The following is a 16,760-nucleotide window of genomic DNA, read 5'->3' as shown; positions in this document are numbered from 1 at the left end:
ACGGTGGGTTTGAGCGTTAACATATTAAGCTGTTTGCATGACAGCGAGATACCAAACCCACCCCACCACGCGGGTGCGCGGCAATCCAGCGCATCTACCGACCCATCTTCCGGAGCAGCTGCCCGGCGATGGCCGCCACGGCCGCAACCATCAACCGCCGGCCGGCCTCCTCGCGCCGGACGACGTGCGCGACAGCGCCGACCTGGCGCGCCTGCTCGAGCAGCTGGGCTGTGGCGACGACCTGATCGTCGTCTCGAACCGGGCGCCATGCATCCATTCCCATACGCCAGACGGCATCGCGGCCCAGCGTCCCGCCGGCGGCCTGGTCACGGCGCTCGAAGCCGTGCTGGCCAAGGAGGGCGGCTGCTGGATCGCCCACGGTAGCGGCGACGCCGACCGCGCCACCTGCGACGAGCGCGACCATGTGCGCAAGCTATACCTGGACGCGCCCTACCGTCTGCGCCGCCTGTGGCTGGACGAGGACGAAGTCGCCGGCTACTACGACGGCCTGTCCAACGAAGGCCTGTGGCCGCTATGCCACCGCACCGACGTCGAGCCGACCTTCCGCGCCGCCGATTGGGAGCATTACGTGCGGGTCAACCGCCGCTTCGCCGAGGCCGTGGTGGCCGAAGCCGCGAGCGCGCGTCCGGTGGTGCTGGTCCAGGATTATCACCTGGCGCTGGTGCCGCAGATGGTGCGCGAGCGCCTGCCGGAGGCGGTCATCGTGCTGTTCTGGCATATTCCGTTCCCGGCGCCGCAGCGCCTGGCGCGCCTGCCATGGCGCGAACAGGTGATGGCGGGCTTGCTGGCCAGCACCGTGGTCGGCCTGCAGACCCCGGCCGACCTGGCCAACTTCCAGCTGGCGCGCGCCGCCTGCGCACAGGATATTGGCGCCGCCCACGTCGACGCCTATCCGATCTCGATCGCCTGGCCCGGCCGCCAGGAGCTGCCCGCCCCCGGCCTGGGCGACGAGGTCCGGCGCCGCTTCGGCATCGCGCCGGGGGTGCGCCTGCTGGTCGGCGTCGACCGCATGGATTACACCAAGGGCATTCCCGAGCGGCTGCAGGCCTTCGAACTGCTGCTGGAGGCGCGCCCGGAACTGCTGGGCCAGGTGACCTTGCTGCAGATCGGCGCGCCATGCCGCGGCGCCTTGCCCGCCTACCAGGAGATCGCGCGCCAGGTGAAGGCGCTGACCGACAGGATCAATGCCCGCTTCAGTAATCATGCCGTTCATGGCGCCTGGCGGCCGGTGGTGCTGCATGCCGCCAGCGCCAATGCGGCCACCGTCAGCGACTGCTACCGCGCCAGCGACGTGTGCCTGGTGACGAGCCTGCACGACGGGATGAACCTGGTCGCCAAGGAGTTCGTGGCGGCGCGCAATGACTTGCGCGGCGCGCTGGTGCTCAGCCGCCAGGCCGGGGCCGCGGCCGAACTGGAACAGGCCTTGCTGGTCGAACCGCGCGACATCGCCGGCATCGCCCGCGCCATCGGACACGCGCTGGACATGTCGCCCCAGGAACAGATGACCCGCATGCGCGCCATGCGCGGCGTGGTGAGCCAGAACACGGTCTTCGGCTGGGCAGCCCGCCTGCTGGGCGACGGCATGCGGATCGCGGCCGGCCGCGGCGCACGTCCGGCCCTGGCCCGGCTCGGGCAGCGGGCTGCCTAACTCAGCGATATCGGGGAATCCATCCAGCTGGCGATCGCGCCGGTGCGCGAGATCGTGACCTGTTGCAGCTTCATGCGCGCGCAGCAGCTGAAGGCGCTGGCCGGCTGCGGCGCTGCGGCGCAGTAGCGGCCAGGGCCGGCCGGCGCGTTGGTCTACCGGCGCCCGCCCAGGTGGCGGTCCAGGAAGTCGCGCATCGCGCCCGCGATCTCGGCGCCGTGGGTCTCGATCGCGAAGTGGCCGGTGTCCAGGAAACGCACCTCGGCCTTCGGATTGTCGCGCTGGAAGGCTTCGGCGCCGGGCGGCAGGAAGAAGGGATCGTTCTTGCCCCAGATGGCCAGGGTCGGCGGCTGATGGCGACGGAAGAATTCGTGCAGCTGCGCGTATTGCTTGATGTTCGTGCCGTAGTCGACCAGCAGGTCCATCTGCGGATCCACGCCGATGCGCTCGATCGCCTCATGGGCCAGCAGATAGCCGTCGGGCGCCACCCCTGACGTGTCCTTCACTCCCTCCACGTACTGCCATTTGAGCATGTCGAGCGTATTGAACTTGCGCAACGCCTCGCGATTCGCGGGCGTCGGATCGGCCCAGGCGGCCCGCATCGGGGCCCAGCCCGGGCTCAGGCCTTCTTCGTAGGCATTGCCGTTCTGGCTCACGATGGCCGTGATCTTTTCGGGATGGCGCACCGCCAGGCGCCAGCCGACCGGCGCGCCGTAGTCGAACACATAGATCGCATAGCGCTGCAGGCCCTTGGCGGTGGTGAAGGCGTCGATCACGTCGGCCAGGTTGTCGAAGGTGTACCTGAAGGACTTGCCGGTGTTCGTCAGTCCGAAGCCGGGGAGATCGGGGGCGACCACATGGTAGCCGGTGGCCAGCTGCGGGATCAGTTCGCGGAACATGTGCGACGAGGCGCCGAAGCCGTGCAGCAGCAAGACGGCGGGCGCGTCTTTCGGGCCGGCTTCGCGGTAGAACACGTCGGCGCCCCCGGCCTGGATCGTGTCGTAGCGCACGACGGGCGCCTGTTCCGCAGCCGGGGCAGCGCCGGCGCTGCCGATTGCGGCTGCCATCAAGAGTGGATTCAATATGCTTTTCATGACGAGCTCCCTGTATGAGGTGGGTTATTTAAGTAACCATCAACGATGGATTTAAGGGGTTATGAATCCAGTATGGCATGCTTTAAGTAACCATTCAAGTATAATGTTGATGGTTATTGCAAAAGGAAGACCATGGCTGACAACACACAAGAGGCGGCCTTGAGCGAACCGCTGCTCATCGCCGATCACCCGGCGCTCGATCTGCTCAATACCGAAGCCGGCAAGGGCGGGCAGTACGTCGATTTCTGGGGCAGTTGGGATGATGTAGCGCGCTGGCTGGGGCGCTGCGGCATCGATGCGGGCGAAGCGGGCGACCAGGCGGCCAGGGATGGGCTGTTACGGGACGCCAGGGAGTTGAGGTCGATCGCACGCGAACTCGTCGAGCGGCGCAAGGAGGGAGAGCGGGGCAGTCCGGATCGGATCAATCGTTACCTGGCGGCGATGCAGTCGGCGCCGGTGCTGGAGTGGGGCGAGGACGGCCCCCGGCTCGCGCGCCGGCTACCCGCGCCGTCGCCGCGGCAGGCGCTGGGCCAGGTGGCCGAGTCGGTGGCGCAGCTGCTGGCCACCGGACAGTTCGAGTATGTGCGCCAGTGCGAGCATCCCGATTGCGTGCTGTGGTTCTATGACCGCACCAAGTCGCACCGCCGGCGCTGGTGCAGCATGGCGCTGTGCGGCAACCGGCACAAGGCGGCCGAGTTTCGCAAACGCACCCGCGCCACGGCTTGAGTCATCGGCGTGCAGCGCTGACTGCAACTGCATGCGTTGCGGTTGGCGGGAGGCCGCGCTTGCAGGGTGATCACGGCCGTCGGTGCGCCTGGGTCGGGCCGTTCGCCGGCTGTGCCTGCAGCGTCACCGACGCCGGCGCCAGCCCCTCGGCGGTCACCCGCACCGTGATCGGGCCGCTGGCGCCCGGCCTGGCGCGCACGATGCCGAGCACCAGCCCGTTGAAGGCGGCGCGCTCCGCCGACGGGAACGGTTCGAAGCTGGTCGGGTCGCCGTTGTCGGTGGCCACCAGTTCGCCCGGGCCCTCGACCGTGAAGCGCACCCGCTGCATGCTGCGCGGCACATCGACGCCGGCCTTGTCGGCGATGCGCACGGTGACGAACGCCAGGTCGCGTCCATCGCCGGCGATCGTGGTGCGATCGGCGCCGGCCTGCAGTGCAGCCGCTGCGCCCGCCGTTTTCACGCTCGCGCGCGCCCATTCCTGGCCGGCCTTGTAGCTCACCACGCGCACCTCGCCCGGCTCGTACCTGACCTCGTCCCAGCGCAGGCGGTAGGTGAACGGCGCCTTCTTCTTGCGGCCCTGCGACTTGTCGTTGACGAACAGCTCGGCCTCGTCGCCCGAGGTGAACACGTGCACCGGCGTCACCTGGCCGACCCGCTCCGGCCAGGTCCAGTGCGGCAGGATGTGGGCCATTTTGAGGTTCGGACGCCAGCGCGACTGGTACAGCCAGAAGCGGTCCTTCTTGAAGCCGGCCAGGTCCAGGATGCCGGTATAGGAACTGCGCGCGCCGTAGTACGGGGTCGGTTCGCCCAGGTAGTCGAAGCCGGTCCAGACGAATTCGCCGGCAACGTAGGGATGGCGGTCGAGCGAGGCGAACACCTTGTCGGCCGACGAGCCGAAATCGACCGCGTACAGCTCATAGGAGCTCACCTGCTGCAGCTTAGAGTCGCCGCCGCGGCCATCGCGCACGATCGAGCTGTCGGTTGGATGGACGGGGAAGAAATACACGCCGCGACTGCTGAACGCCGACGCCGATTCGCTGGTGAGGATCACCTTGTCCGGGAACGCCTGGTGAAAGCCCGGATACTGCGGTGGGGTGCGGATGCGGTCGGTGCCCTCGAACTCCGGATCCTGGCGGATGCCTTCGCCCTGGTAGTTCAGGCTGATGATGTCCACCTCCGCCGGCAGCGGCATGTGCGGCTTGGCGTAGTTCATGGACAAGGCGGTGGGGCGGCTCGGGTCTTCGTCGCGCGAGATCGTATGCAGGCGACGCGCGAGCGCCGCGCCCTCGTGGTCGGTGTACTGCTCGCCGACCTCGTTCCCGATGCTCCACATGATGATCGACGGGTGGTTGCGGTCGCGCCGGATCATCGCGCGCAGGTCCTGCTCGTGCCAGTCGTCGAAGATCAGGTGGAAGTCGAGCGGCGTCTTCTTGCGCTGCCACGAGTCGAACACCTCGTCCACCACCAGGATGCCCATGCGGTCGGTCAGTTCGAGCAGTTGCGGGTCGGGAGGATTATGGGCCATGCGCACGGCGTTGGCGCCCATCTCGCGCAGCAGTTCGAGCTGGCGTTCGGCCGCGCGCACGTTGAAGGCGGCGCCGAGCGCGCCGAGGTCGTGGTGGTTGTTCACGCCGCGCAGCACGATCTTTTCGCCGTTGACGAACACGCCCTCCTTGCCGTCGAAGCGCAGCGTGCGGATGCCGAACGGCGTCTCGACGCGGTCGACCACCCGGCCATCCTGGCGCACCGTGGTCACCGCCAGGTAGCGGTTGGGCTGCTGGGTCGGCGGCGGCCCCCACAGGCGCGGCCTGGCCAGGGTCGCCGTGCCGTCCACGCTGGCGCTGGCGCCCGGCATGACAGTCGACGCGGGAGACGTCACGCGCGCCACCGGCTGGCCGGTGGGCCTGCCCTGGGGGTCGAGCTCCAGCAGTTCGGTGATGACCTCCGCCTTGACCGGCGCGGCGCCCTTGTTGTCGAGGGTGACGCGCCAGGCCACCTGGGCGGATTGCTTCGACACGCGCGGCGTGGTGACCTGCACGCCCCACTGGCCGACGTGCAGCGGCGCCGTCTTGGTGATCCAGACGTTGCGGTACAGGCCCGCGCCGGGATACCAGCGCGCCGATTCGGGCGTGTTGTCGAGGCGGATCGCGACCTGGTTGCTGGCGCCCGGCGTCAGGTACGGAGTCAGGTCGATGCGGAACGAGTTGTAGCCATAGGGCCAGCCGCCGGCCAGCCGGCCATTGACCCAGACGCTGGCATAGGCCATCGCGCCGTCGACGTCGAGGAAGATCTGCTTGCCGCGGTCGGCCGCGCTCAGCTCGAGCGTCTTGCGATACCACGCCGGCCCCCAGGTCTTGAGGCGGCCCATGCCGCCATATGGCCCGGTTTCGAGGAAGGGGCCGGCGATCGCCCAGTCGTGCGGCAGGCGCACCCTGGCCCAGGCGCTGTCGTCGAAGCCCAGGCGCGCGTACGGCGCTTCGACGGCCGGGTCAAGCGCCGGCCGCGCATGGCGGCGCGCCGGATCCTTGATGAAGGCATTGCCGCTCGGGAGTATCCATGGCTTGAGCAGGGCCACGCCGCCGCGCTCGACCCGGACCGCCTGATCGGGCCTGGCGTCGGCGTCCTTGCCGTCGGCCGACTTCTTGACCTCGGGGCGCACGTCATACAGGTAGGGCGCCGAGTCGCCGCCCGGGTCGCCCAGGGTGAAGCGCCAGCCGTCGTTGAAGTCGATGCGCTGGCGTCCCTCGGATGGCGCGACCTGCGTGGCCGGCTGGGCGGCGGCCGGGGGTGTCGCCAGCGTCGTGCCGAGCGCCGCGGCCAGCAGGCAGGCGGCAAAGGCAGCGTCAAGGGCGCGGGGCGCGCGGCTGCCTGCCATGAATGTTGGCGGATGTCGTTCCAAGTCTCCTCCTGTCGATATTGTTATGCTCGAGGTACGTTATCCGATAAGCCTACCATTGCTTAACTTTAAATGGTAGCGTATAACAAAAAATGTTAACACTCGATCAGCCCGTCAATACGACTAGTCCGGACCTGTCGCGCCGGAGCGCCAGACGTAAGGGCCGACGATCGTGCCGGTGAATCCGCCGGCCCTGCTGGTCGACAGGAAGCTGGCATCGACCCCGGCGCGCAGCACGCGCCGCACGCCACCGGCGCTGTAGAAGAAGTCCGCGCGCCCGCCATCGAAGCGGATCTCGAGGTCGATCGCGTCGCCGTCCACGGATGCGCTGGCCAGCAGGCGGTCGGCGTCGCCCTTGTCGCGCATGGTCAGGGCCAGCACGTCGCGCTGGCCCATCCGCGTCACCCCGTAGAACAGGTGCGAAGCGTCGCTCTGGTAGGCCACCAGTCCGGCGCGGTCGCCTTCGCGGGCGGGACGAAAGCGCAGGCGGGTAGCGACCGTGGCGATGTGATGCTGCTGGCGGCGCGCGAGGAAGGCCGGCGTGGCTTCCAGGTCGCCGAGCCGGCCGCGCGGCTCCAGCACCAGGCGGCCCGCTTCCAGGCGGTGGAACGGCGCCGCCGGGGTGCGCACGCCGATCCAGGCGTCGGACAAGCGGGCGCCGTCGAATTCGTCGACATAGGCGAAGTCGCCGGAAAGCGGCAAGGCGGGCCGCGCTTGCGCCGGCAGCGCCGGCCGGGCGGCGACGAAGGGAATCGCCTTGCCGTCCGCGAGCACGAGCGGCCAGTCGTCCTTCCAGCTGACCGGCAGCAGGAAGGTTTCGCGTCCGATGTTGTACATGCCGTCGCGGTAGGGGCGGGTGGCCAGGAAGGTTGCCCACCATTGCCCATCCGGGGTCTGGACGAACTTGGCGTGGCCGGCCGAGGTCACCGGATTCGGGCGCGCCGGATCGAGTTTGCGCTGGCTGAGGATCGGATTGTGCGCGTAGGGCGTGAACGGGCCGCGCACGCTGGTCGAGCGGAACACCACCTGGGAGTGGTTGTCGCCGGTGCCGCCCTCGGCCGCGATCAGGTAGTAGTAGGCGCCGCGGCGGAAGATGTGCGGTCCTTCGATCCAGCTGGGCTCGGCCGCGATGTCGACGCCGCCGTTGACGAGCAGGGTGCGCTCGCCCTTGACCGCCAGTGCGGCCGGGTCGAATTCCTGGACCCAGATGGCGCGATGGCCGTCGTAGCGCGGCTTCCCGGCCGGCGCGTCGTTGCCGACCAGGTAGACCTTGCCGTCCGCATCCCAGAACAGCGAAGGATCGATGCCGCCGAAGGCCAGCTTGACCGGCTCGGACCAGGGGCCTTCCGGCCTGGTGGCCGTCATGACCATATTGCCGCCGCAATCGACGCAGGTGGTGACCACATAGAACACGCCCTCGTGGTACGAGATATCGGGGGCGTAGATGCCGCGCGACGAGCGCAGGCCCTGGAAATTCGCCTGCGAGGGGCGGGTGATCACGTTGGCGACCTGGGTCCAGGTGCTCAGGTCGCGCGAGTGGAACAGCGGCAGGCCGGGGAAATTCGTGAACGACGAGTTGATCAGGTAAAAGTCGTCTTCCACGCGCAGCACGGAAGGGTCGGGGTAGTAGCCGGACAGGATCGGGTTGCGGTACTGGGTGGCGCTAGGGGTCGCCGTTTCCTGCGACCGTCCTTCGTAGCTGAAGCGTTCGAAGAGGGCGGCCTGTGGCGATATGGCGTCGACATCGGGTTGGCCGCCCGGAGTGGAGCAGGCCGCCAGTGCGGCCAACGATGCCAGGCCTGCCAGGGTACGTGGAGAAATCATGATGACCTTGAAAAAAGTGGCCCCACGCGGGTGGGCCTCGTGAAGCGGACGGAGTGAGCGAAAAGGGATCACCGCCAGATGATTGCGCAATCATTGTCGTCCAATAAATACCAGACTGCAATGTTCAGGCATCCGAAAGGTGTGGCTTGAAATGGTGCGCTGTTTTATCGTATTAAAAAACGTAACTAACCAACATAGCAAACAAACCATTAAATTATCCTCATAGCCGCGAACTACGGACAAAATAACACTACCCACCATAGCCACCAAGAGAAGGAGCTGCAATCGAGGCGACCGGGTGGGGAGGGGCGCGGCGACGTACTCTGATAAATAAGAACTTCTGGAGTGGCGATTGCGGCTGGCTATTCCGATACTTTCGGAGTTGCGGTATGCTCGCGTCAGGAGGATATCGATGAGAGCTGATTTCAGGCTGGCGCGCATGCTGCACGCGCTGGTTCATATACACGGACGCAAGGGCACGACGAGTTCGGAAGAGCTGGCCGTCGTGCTGGACACCAATCCGGTCCTGGTCCGCCGCATGATGGGTGGTTTGCGCGATGCGGGTTATGTGCAATCGACGGCGGGACGCAACGGTGGCTGGGTGTTGTCGGTGGACCCCGACAGCATCACGATGCTGGATGTCTACGAGGCGCTCGAGGAGCCGGTGATCTTCGCCATTGGCGCGAATGTCGATCATCCCGGCTGCGCCCAGGAACAGGCGATCAGTGGCGCGCTCGAGGTGGCGATGGCGCAGGCGGCGGGCGCCTTGCTGCGGGAGTTCAGCCAGGTCAAGCTGTCGGCTTTCATGCCGCCGCCGAATGCTTGACTGGATCGCCCGGGGCAGGTCGCTGGCGGCAAGAGCAAATCGCCACTGGTGGAGTGGCGATTAAGTCATATTGCATTTCGTCGAGTGACGGTATCCGCGCGTTCCCGCCTCGCGCCGGGAAAACCAAGCGCTGCGCCCGTGAAGTGCCTTGACGTCATGATTCCGGCACTCCACGAGTGACAGTCAGGCCAGGTCGGCCGTTACGGCGCGAACACCGCGCGCACGCAGCCGTCCTTCTTGTGCTTGAACATGTCGTAGCCGCGCGGCGCGTCTTCCAGCGAAAAGCGGTGCGTGGCGAGATAGGCAGGGTTCAGCTCGCCTTTCTGTGCATGAGTCAGCAACCGCTCCATATAGGCTTGCCCGTGCTGCTGGGCGGTGCGTACCGTCATTCCCTTGTTCATGATGGCGCCCATCGGGAACTTGTCGATCAGCCCATAGACGCCGAGCACCGACAGCGTGCCGCCCTTGCGACAGGCCATGATAGCTTCGCGCAGGGCCTGTCCACGGTCGGTCTCCAGGTGCAGCGCCTGCTTAACGCGGTCATAGGCGTATTGGGGCCCGGTGCCGTGCGCCTCCATGCCCACCGCGTCGATGCAGGCATCGGGGCCGCGTCCTCCCGTCATTTCCTTCAACACGTCCAGCACGCTGTCGACCTGCGTGTAGTCGATGGTCTCGGAACCGGCGTGCGCACGCGCCATCTGCAAGCGCTCGGGGAAGCGGTCGATCGCGATCACCCGCTCGGCGCCCATCAACCGCGCGCTTTGCTGCGCCATCAGGCCCACGCCGCCGCAACCCCAGACGGCGACCGTGTCGCCTGGCTGGATGTCGCAAAAATCGGCGCCCATGTAGCCGGTCGGCGCCGCATCCGACAGAAACAGCGCGGTCTCGTCCGCCACCCCGTCGGGGACCTTGAAGCAATCGTTGTCGGCGAACGGCACGCGCACGTATTGCGCGTGCGCGCCGGCGTAGCCGCCGAAGGCATGGGTGTAGCCGTAGATGCCGGCCGTCGGATAGCCGCCAAGGAGCGGTTCCTGCAGCTCGGGCTTCGGGTGCGTGTTGTCGCACAGGGATTAAAGGGAATGCTGGCAGTACCAGCATTGTCCGCAAACGATGAACGAGGGGACGACGACGCGGTCGCCCTTCCTGACGCGCTTGACCGCCGGGCCGACTTCCTCGATCACGCCCATGAACTCATGGCCGATCACATCGCCGGCCTTCATGCTCGGGATATAGCCGTCGATGAAGTGCAGGTCCGAGCCGCAGGTCGTCGACAGGCTGACGCGCAGGATGGCGTCATGGGGATTCACGATCTCGGGGTCCTTCACCGTGCCGACCCGCAGGTCGTTCACGCCGTTCCAGTAAAGTGCTCGCATGGCCTGTCCTTCAGTGTGTGTTGGCGCGAGCAGCGCTCTGGCGCGCGGTGGTTGGGATCTCGCCGGTTTCGACGAGGTTCTTGAAGCGCCTGAGCGCGCCATCGGCGACCAGGCGCAGGGGTACGGTGCCCAGCAATTCAAACAGCCACTCGCCGAGCGCGCCGCCCGGCGGCTCGAAGCGCAGGCGCAGCGTCACGACGGTGCCGCGACCGGCCGGGGCGGGGTGGAAGCGGATCCACCCCTCGTTCGAGACCGCGCCATCGGACAGCGCGCGCCAACCCATGCCCGCGCCGGAATGGCCCACCGTTTCGGTGTCCCATTCGCAGGCGCGGCCGAGCGGACCTTCGATCTTCCAGTGCATGCGGCCTTCGCCGGTGGCGTGCACGGTCGCGAAGCCGGACATGATCTGCGGCAGCGTACGTGGGTCTTGCCAGTATTGGCGCAGTTCGTCTTCATTCTTGCCGATCGTGATCGAGCGCTCGACCTCCGGGGCGCCGCCGGCATTTACCCGGCCGGTCTGCGTGCTGCGCAGCGCGCCCAGCGCGCCCGCGCCGGCGACCGCGCTCAGCGCGAGCGCCGCGGCGCCTCTCCTGCGGCCGCCGAGTCCGGCCACGATGGCTGCGCCCCCCAACGCGATGGGAATCCAGCCAAGATTGTGCGACGGCCCAGCGTGTGAACCCGCTCGCGATGCCGTGCCCGGTGGTGCGGCAGAGTGTCTGCTTGCCATGATTGAACTCCCTTGCTGATTGCCCGCCGAGCGGACTGGTTGCAGGTTGGCGGCGCCGGAGCGCCGCATGAGGATGTCACTTGCGCGGCGCAGGCAGGCGCCACAGCTGGGTCGGCAGCGCCAGCGGCGCCTCCCGGTTGAAGAAGGCGGAATCCTGGATGCGCGAGGTGGTCACGTACAGGCTGCCGTCCGGTCCCTCGCTGAAGGTGTCGGGCCAGCGCAGGCGCGGATCCTGCAGCACCGTGCGCACTGCGCCGGCCGGGCCTTCGGACAATCTGCGCGCCTTGATGGCGTTGTCCTCGATCGAGGTGAGGTACAGGATGTCGGCGCCGCGCCCGATCCAGAGGCCGTCGGTCGGCCCGACCTGGCCGTAGGGCTGGACCTGGCTCGAAAGGTCTTCTCCGGCCAGGCCCTGTCCGATGAGCGCCGCGCTCCGGATGCGATACAGGGTGGTGCCGGTCAGCGCTTTCCAGTACAGCCAGGCGCCGTCGGACGACAGGGCAATGCTGTCGGCCGCGAACAGCACCGGGCGTCCGTCCGGATAGCGCAGCGGTTTGCCGTCGGTGCGCACCACCACGCCTTTCTCGGGCTGGGTGGACGGATGGCCGTCCAGCACCCGGCGCGCCTTGCCGCTGGCCAGGTCGACCACGACCAGGGCGCCGCGCTGCCCGGCATCGGTGAGGAAGGCATGCCTGCCGTCGTGCGAGAAGCGCACGTCGTTGAGGTAGGAGCCGGGAATCGCGACGTCCTGGCCGAACCGGATCACCTGCGCCACGCGGTCGGTCGCCAGATCGATGCGCACCAGCTTCGGTCCTCCCGGCACGAGGCCGTCCACGGCAGGCGCCGCCGGATCGACCACCCATACGCTGCCGCGGCCGTCGGCGACCACGCTTTGCACGCAGACCCAGTGCTGCGCGGGATCGAGCTCGTCGCGCCGGACATTGCGCCAGGCATTCCATTGCTCGTTGGGATAAGGACGCAGGCTGCCGTCCTTCATGACTTCGGCGACCGAGACCGGAGCGTCTTCTGTCCAGCGAGGGAAATTGACGAACAACCGGCCCCGTTCGCTCACGGTCACGCCGGTGACCTGGTGTTCGAACTGGGCAGCCTGCTGCAGCGTCGTGCCGGCCCGGCGGTGCTCGGACTGCGCGGCGGACGCCTCGGTTTGCGCCGTTGCCGTGGCGGCGGACCAGCCGGCGCCGGCAAGGACGAGTGCGAGAAACGTGGCAGTGATTCGCATGACGCTTCCTTTCTGAAGACAGCAGCGTGCGCTGCAAGAACCCCAAGAACTGGACGCCGCCGATCGCCGGCGGAACATGGAATGCGCAAAGCTACACCGATCGCCACCACCCCGCAAGGCTGCTTCGCGAGTTTGTGAAGACGTCCAAATAAAGCGACTCGGCTGTGCTCGCTTCAATCGAATCGCCGCTTGCGGCGGGGCGAACGCGTGTCTAACCTGTGTCGCTTCTGCCACCGACCATCGATGCGTCGGCGGCAGGCAGATGGTTCCGCGGGCGCCTTTCGCGGATATCGCCAACCACTGCCGGAACAGATTGCCGCGTGTCGTCATTGGGCACGCAGGGCAGGCTATTTCCTGGCAGCTCAAGGCGTGGATTATGAAAGCTGTTGTCTATCGAGGCCCCAACCAGGTGGCCGTCGAAGATGTGCCGGATCCAAAGATCGAACGTCCGACGGACGCCATCGTCCGAATCACCAGCACCAACATCTGCGGCTCCGACCTGCACATGTACGAGGGGAGGACCGACTTCGAGCAGGGCCGCGTCTTCGGCCACGAGAACCTCGGCGTGGTCATGGAAGTCGGTCCCGCGGTCGAGCGGCTCAAGCCCGGCGACTGGGTCTGCATGCCCTTCAATATCAGCTGCGGACATTGCAGGAACTGCGAACGCGGCCTGACCGCCTATTGCCTCAAGGCGAACGAACCTGGCGTGGCCGGCGGCGCTTTCGGCTTCGCCGACATGGGACCATGGCAGGGCGGGCAAGCCGAATACCTGCGCGTGCCCTGGGCCGACTTCATGTGCCTGAAGCTGCCGCCCGACGCCGAGGAAAAGCAGTCCGACTACGTGATGTGCGCCGACATCTTCCCGACCGGCTGGCACGCGACCGAACTGGCCGGCATGAAGCCCGGCGACGCGGTGGTGATCTACGGCGCCGGACCGGTCGGCCTCATGGCCGCGCATTCTGCGATGATCAAGGGGGCGTGCAGTGTGATGGTGGTCGACTGCCACTCGGACCGGCTCAAGCTGGCCGAGTCGATCGGCGCGGTGGCGATCGATTTTTCCAAGGAAGACCCGGTGCAGCGGGTCATGGACTTGACCCACGGGCAGGGCGCCGACGTGGGCTGCGAATGTGTCGGCTACCAGTGCCACGACCACCACCATCACCGGCAAGAGCGGCCTAACCTCACGATGAACAACCTGGTCAACTCGGTCAAGTTCACCGGCGGGATCGGCGTGGTGGGCGTGTTCGTGCCGGAGGACCCGAACGGCCCGGACGCCCTCGAAAAGGAAGGGAAGATCGCGCTCGACTGGGGCAAGCTGTGGTTCAAGGGGCAGCGCGTCGCCACCGGCCAGTGCAACGTCAAGGCCTACAACCGGCAGCTACGCGACCTGATCCACGCCGGCCGAGCGAAACCTTCGTTCATCGTGTCGCATGAGTTGAAGCTGGACCAGGCGCCGGACGCCTACAAGCACTTCGACGTGCGCGATCACGGCTGGACCAAGGTGATTCTGCATCCTGGTTCCTAGCGGAGCAGGGCGCATCCGACGATAGTCGAAAACGTGTGCCGGAAAATGCCGCCCATCCGGACGGCATGTCTTGCCAGCGACCTTAGAAGCCGCACCAGTCCCTGCACTCGTTGAACTCTTGCCGGCAGTGCGCCGATTCCTCGGCGTTCGTGCTCAATTGCAGGCAGGCGTCCAGTACCTGGCCGCAGCCGCGGACGCACGCTTCAACGTCCTGCCACGCAAACACCGAAGTGCTGGCGCCGATACCAATAGCAAACAGCAGGGTAGCCAGTTTCTTGTTCATCCATTGCTCCTTGAAGAGGTTGATGCTCGACGGGGGACTGCTGCAAATATCAGCGCATACGCCAACCCTGACTTGAATGTCTTCGCAAGCATGGGCGCCTCGGGCTTCAGATATTCTTGAAAATCTCATGCACATACGGTGAGCGTCAATGTGCTGAGAATGGGATGTGGGTGTAGATGCGTTTTCATGCCGGCTGAATGGCTGAATTCCACAGCCTTGATACTGCTGTTGGCACCGAGCGGCTGAGTTGGGCCAGCGAGAAATGCAGGCGTCACCCTCCGTCAGACCACGCTTCTCGATTTTGAATCGCAACTGCTGAAGTGACGATTTGTCCCGGTGCAGCGTACGATGGATCCCGTTAGCGACAACATTGAACAAGCGCATTTTTGGCGCTGACGACAGATTGTCTGCAGGGGGAAAGGACGAAAGGCTGTTTCGACGACACGAGAGAAGTTGATTCGAGGCCGAGTAAAGGCAAAATGGGGTTATCATCAAGTAATCTGATCGATAAGTCCATTCATCCAAGGTCGCCACATGCGAGCACCACTCCAATCAAGAAGTGACCCTGATGCCGTCCAAATCAAAACCGCTTCGATGGCGAGATTGGTCGACAACCGGCCTACGGCGGTGGCGCAACGCAAACTCGGCGAAATGATCGATAACAGCCCGCGCGTGCTACAGCAACGGGCGCTGGGCGACGCCGTTCGCGGGGGCCCTATTGTTCAACGGGTCGTTGAAGGCTACAAGCCTGGAACGCTGGCAAAAACCACGAAGGTCATGAATGGCCTGACGGGCAAACAGCGGAAATACGTCCAGGAGCTGCACAATGAAGAAGATGAAATCTATACGGTGGAGGACGCGCGGGCGGAGGCCATTGAACACCGTAACAGCGGGGACGATGACGATAGCGAGATGGAAGAAGAAACGTCCGATCCTGCCGATGCCCCGAATCCGTATACGTGGGAGGTGTTAAAAAACCGCCCCGCACGGTCGCCCGTGGCCCTCATGAATAGAAACTCCAGAAGAGTACACTGGTTGCACGCAGGACTGTGACCGAACGCTTTTTGGAGGCATAGACCCCGTCAAAAAACCTGGTCCAGGGGAAGCTGCGGACTCATATGTGGCGGCGCCATCTGGCGACCCCGTTTAGGAAGTTGATCAATTCCGAGTCCCCGTCCTGCACCTGACTATCCAGGAGGTGGCCCATGTCCAGAGAGCGTTCACGATCCAAGCCCAGCGGGCTGCCGATCATTCATCCATTCGCGGCCGGCATCGATATCGGTGCACGATTCCACGTCGCCGCCGTCAGCCCGGATCTGTGCGACGAACCAGTCCAGACGTTTCAGGCTTTTACCAGTGATCTGGAACGCATGGCCAATTGGCTGGTTGCAACCGGAACGAAAACGGTCGTGATGGAATCGACAGGCGTCTACTGGGTCGCCGCCTTTGAAGTGCTCGAGTCGCACGGGCTCGAAGTCATCCTGGCCAACGCCCGCGAAGCGCGGGCCGTCCCAGGTAGAAAAAGCGACGTCAACGATGCCCAGTGGCTGCAGCGTTTGCATGCCTGCGGCCTGCTGCGTGCTAGCTTCCGTCCTGGCCGCGATATCGCAGAGTTGCGGGCCTATCTTCGCGCCCGCGAGAAGCACACCGACTACGCTGCCGCACATATCCAGCACATGCAGAAGGCGCTGACGTTCATGAACATTCAGCTCCATCACGTTATCGCCACGATCACCGGCGTCACGGGCATGAGGATCATCCGTGCCATCGTTGCCGGCGAGCGCAATCCCGATACGTTGGCGGCGATGCGCGATGTGCGCTGCAAGGAAAGCCTGGAAACCATCCGCAGTGCGCTGGTTGGTAATTACCAGCCCGAACACGTGTTTGCGCTCAAGCAGGCGCTTGCCCTTTACGATTTTTATCAGCGCTGCATCGACGAATGCGACGTGGAAATCGAACGTACGGTGGCGGGGCTGAACATTGGCAAGACGATGCCGGACGCGCCGCTCCCGAAGGCCAAACATCGCAGCAAAATGCCGAGCGATCCTAAGTTTGACGTGCGCGCTGCCCTGTATCAGCTAACCGGCACCGATCTCACGCAAATCCACGGCGTCGGCCCATTCCTGGCATTACGGTTTATCGGCGAATGTGGTACGGACATGGGTCGATGGCGTAGCGCGAAACACTTCACGTCATGGTTGACGTTGTCACCCGGCTGCAAAATCAGCGGCGGCAAGGTGCTGTCGGCGCATACGCGCAAGACCAGCAGCCGGCTGACCGTCGCGATTCGACTGGCAGCCGTCACCGTTGGACGGAGCGACACCGCGCTCGGCGCGTTCTACCGACGTCTTGCAGGACGCATCGGCACGGCCAAAGCAGTGACCGCCACAGCCCGCAAGATTGCGGTCCTGTTTTACAACGCTATGCGGTATGGTATGGATTACCGGGACCCCGGTGCCGACCACTATGAACAGCAGTATCGCGATCGCGTGGTCAAGCAGCTGCATCGGCGCGCAGCGCAGTTCGGATTTGCTCTGCAGCCTCAGGAATCAATGGCTAGCGGGTGAGTTTCTTAGGAAG

Annotated in this window: 14 protein-coding genes; 6 read left to right on the top strand and 8 right to left on the bottom strand. The window is 65.7% G+C overall.

Translation table 11 applies throughout. The annotated features are described in order from the left end of the window. Positions 1-37: 37 nt before the first annotated feature. Complete coding sequence (locus HMPREF9710_RS24615; protein WP_005670981.1) at positions 38-1,669, top strand: alpha,alpha-trehalose-phosphate synthase (UDP-forming); 1,632 nt, start codon at positions 38-40, stop codon at positions 1,667-1,669. A 152-nt stretch (positions 1,670-1,821) separates the two neighbouring features. Here HMPREF9710_RS24615 and HMPREF9710_RS24610 read toward each other — a convergent pair whose 3' ends face one another. Then, positions 1,822-2,760, bottom strand: a complete 939-nt coding sequence (locus tag HMPREF9710_RS24610) for an alpha/beta fold hydrolase (RefSeq protein WP_005670979.1) — start codon at positions 2,758-2,760, stop codon at positions 1,822-1,824. Between the two features lie 132 nt (positions 2,761-2,892). Here HMPREF9710_RS24610 and HMPREF9710_RS24605 point away from each other — a divergent pair, with 132 nt between their 5' ends. Next, positions 2,893-3,486, top strand: a complete 594-nt coding sequence (locus HMPREF9710_RS24605) for a CGNR zinc finger domain-containing protein (protein ID WP_005670977.1) — start codon at positions 2,893-2,895, stop codon at positions 3,484-3,486. Between the two features lie 70 nt (positions 3,487-3,556). On the opposite strand, the gene galB is transcribed toward HMPREF9710_RS24605, so the two are convergent. Both galB and HMPREF9710_RS24595 read right to left on the bottom strand, forming a co-directional pair. Next, on the bottom strand, positions 3,557-6,361 hold the full coding sequence (gene galB, locus HMPREF9710_RS24600) for a beta-galactosidase GalB (RefSeq protein ID WP_081590011.1): 2,805 nt from the start codon (positions 6,359-6,361) through the stop codon (positions 3,557-3,559). 144 nt (positions 6,362-6,505) lie between these two features. Continuing rightward, entirely contained in the window at positions 6,506-8,206 is a 1,701-nt protein-coding gene (locus HMPREF9710_RS24595; RefSeq protein WP_005670973.1) for a glycoside hydrolase family 43 protein, read from the bottom strand. Between the two features lie 412 nt (positions 8,207-8,618). On the opposite strand from HMPREF9710_RS24595, the gene HMPREF9710_RS24590 reads away from it, so the two are divergent. Then, positions 8,619-9,032 (top strand): Rrf2 family transcriptional regulator, encoded by a 414-nt coding sequence (locus tag HMPREF9710_RS24590; protein WP_005670971.1) that lies wholly within the window; start codon positions 8,619-8,621, stop codon positions 9,030-9,032. A 200-nt stretch (positions 9,033-9,232) separates the two neighbouring features. On the opposite strand, the gene HMPREF9710_RS29015 is transcribed toward HMPREF9710_RS24590, so the two are convergent. From HMPREF9710_RS29015 to HMPREF9710_RS24575, 4 genes are all read right to left on the bottom strand, one after another. Next, positions 9,233-9,976 (bottom strand): zinc-binding dehydrogenase, encoded by a 744-nt coding sequence (locus tag HMPREF9710_RS29015; RefSeq protein ID WP_005670969.1) that lies wholly within the window; start codon positions 9,974-9,976, stop codon positions 9,233-9,235. 126 nt (positions 9,977-10,102) lie between these two features. After that, positions 10,103-10,405: an alcohol dehydrogenase catalytic domain-containing protein gene (locus HMPREF9710_RS29010; protein WP_005670968.1), complete on the bottom strand. Its 303-nt coding sequence runs from the start codon at positions 10,403-10,405 to the stop codon at positions 10,103-10,105. A gap of 10 nt (positions 10,406-10,415) precedes the next feature. Continuing rightward, positions 10,416-11,036, bottom strand: a complete 621-nt coding sequence (locus HMPREF9710_RS24580) for an SRPBCC family protein (protein WP_051205195.1) — start codon at positions 11,034-11,036, stop codon at positions 10,416-10,418. Positions 11,037-11,208: 172 nt separating this feature from the next. After that, positions 11,209-12,372 (bottom strand): L-dopachrome tautomerase-related protein, encoded by a 1,164-nt coding sequence (locus tag HMPREF9710_RS24575; protein ID WP_005670964.1) that lies wholly within the window; start codon positions 12,370-12,372, stop codon positions 11,209-11,211. Positions 12,373-12,748: 376 nt separating this feature from the next. Between HMPREF9710_RS24575 and HMPREF9710_RS24570 the strand changes: the two genes are divergently transcribed. Next, entirely contained in the window at positions 12,749-13,897 is a 1,149-nt protein-coding gene (locus HMPREF9710_RS24570; RefSeq protein ID WP_040778170.1) for a glutathione-independent formaldehyde dehydrogenase, read from the top strand. 82 nt (positions 13,898-13,979) lie between these two features. Here the strand turns inward: HMPREF9710_RS24570 and HMPREF9710_RS24565 are convergent, their stop codons facing one another. Beyond that, the gene (locus HMPREF9710_RS24565) at positions 13,980-14,180 is read right to left on the bottom strand and encodes a hypothetical protein (protein ID WP_005670960.1); all 201 of its coding nucleotides are present in this window, start codon (positions 14,178-14,180) and stop codon (positions 13,980-13,982) included. Positions 14,181-14,714: 534 nt separating this feature from the next. On the opposite strand from HMPREF9710_RS24565, the gene HMPREF9710_RS24560 reads away from it, so the two are divergent. Then, positions 14,715-15,233, top strand: a complete 519-nt coding sequence (locus HMPREF9710_RS24560; RefSeq protein ID WP_157225738.1) for a hypothetical protein — start codon at positions 14,715-14,717, stop codon at positions 15,231-15,233. Positions 15,234-15,385: 152 nt separating this feature from the next. Further along, on the top strand, positions 15,386-16,747 hold the full coding sequence (locus HMPREF9710_RS24555) for an IS110 family RNA-guided transposase (protein ID WP_005667535.1): 1,362 nt from the start codon (positions 15,386-15,388) through the stop codon (positions 16,745-16,747). Positions 16,748-16,760 lie beyond the last annotated feature (13 nt).

This window comes from Massilia timonae CCUG 45783 (genome assembly GCF_000315425.1).
GTDB classification, from domain to species: Bacteria; Pseudomonadota; Gammaproteobacteria; order Burkholderiales; family Burkholderiaceae_D; genus Telluria; species Telluria timonae.
The sequence above is the reverse complement of the archived record's forward strand: the minus strand, read 5'-3'. Positions and strand labels throughout refer to the sequence as shown.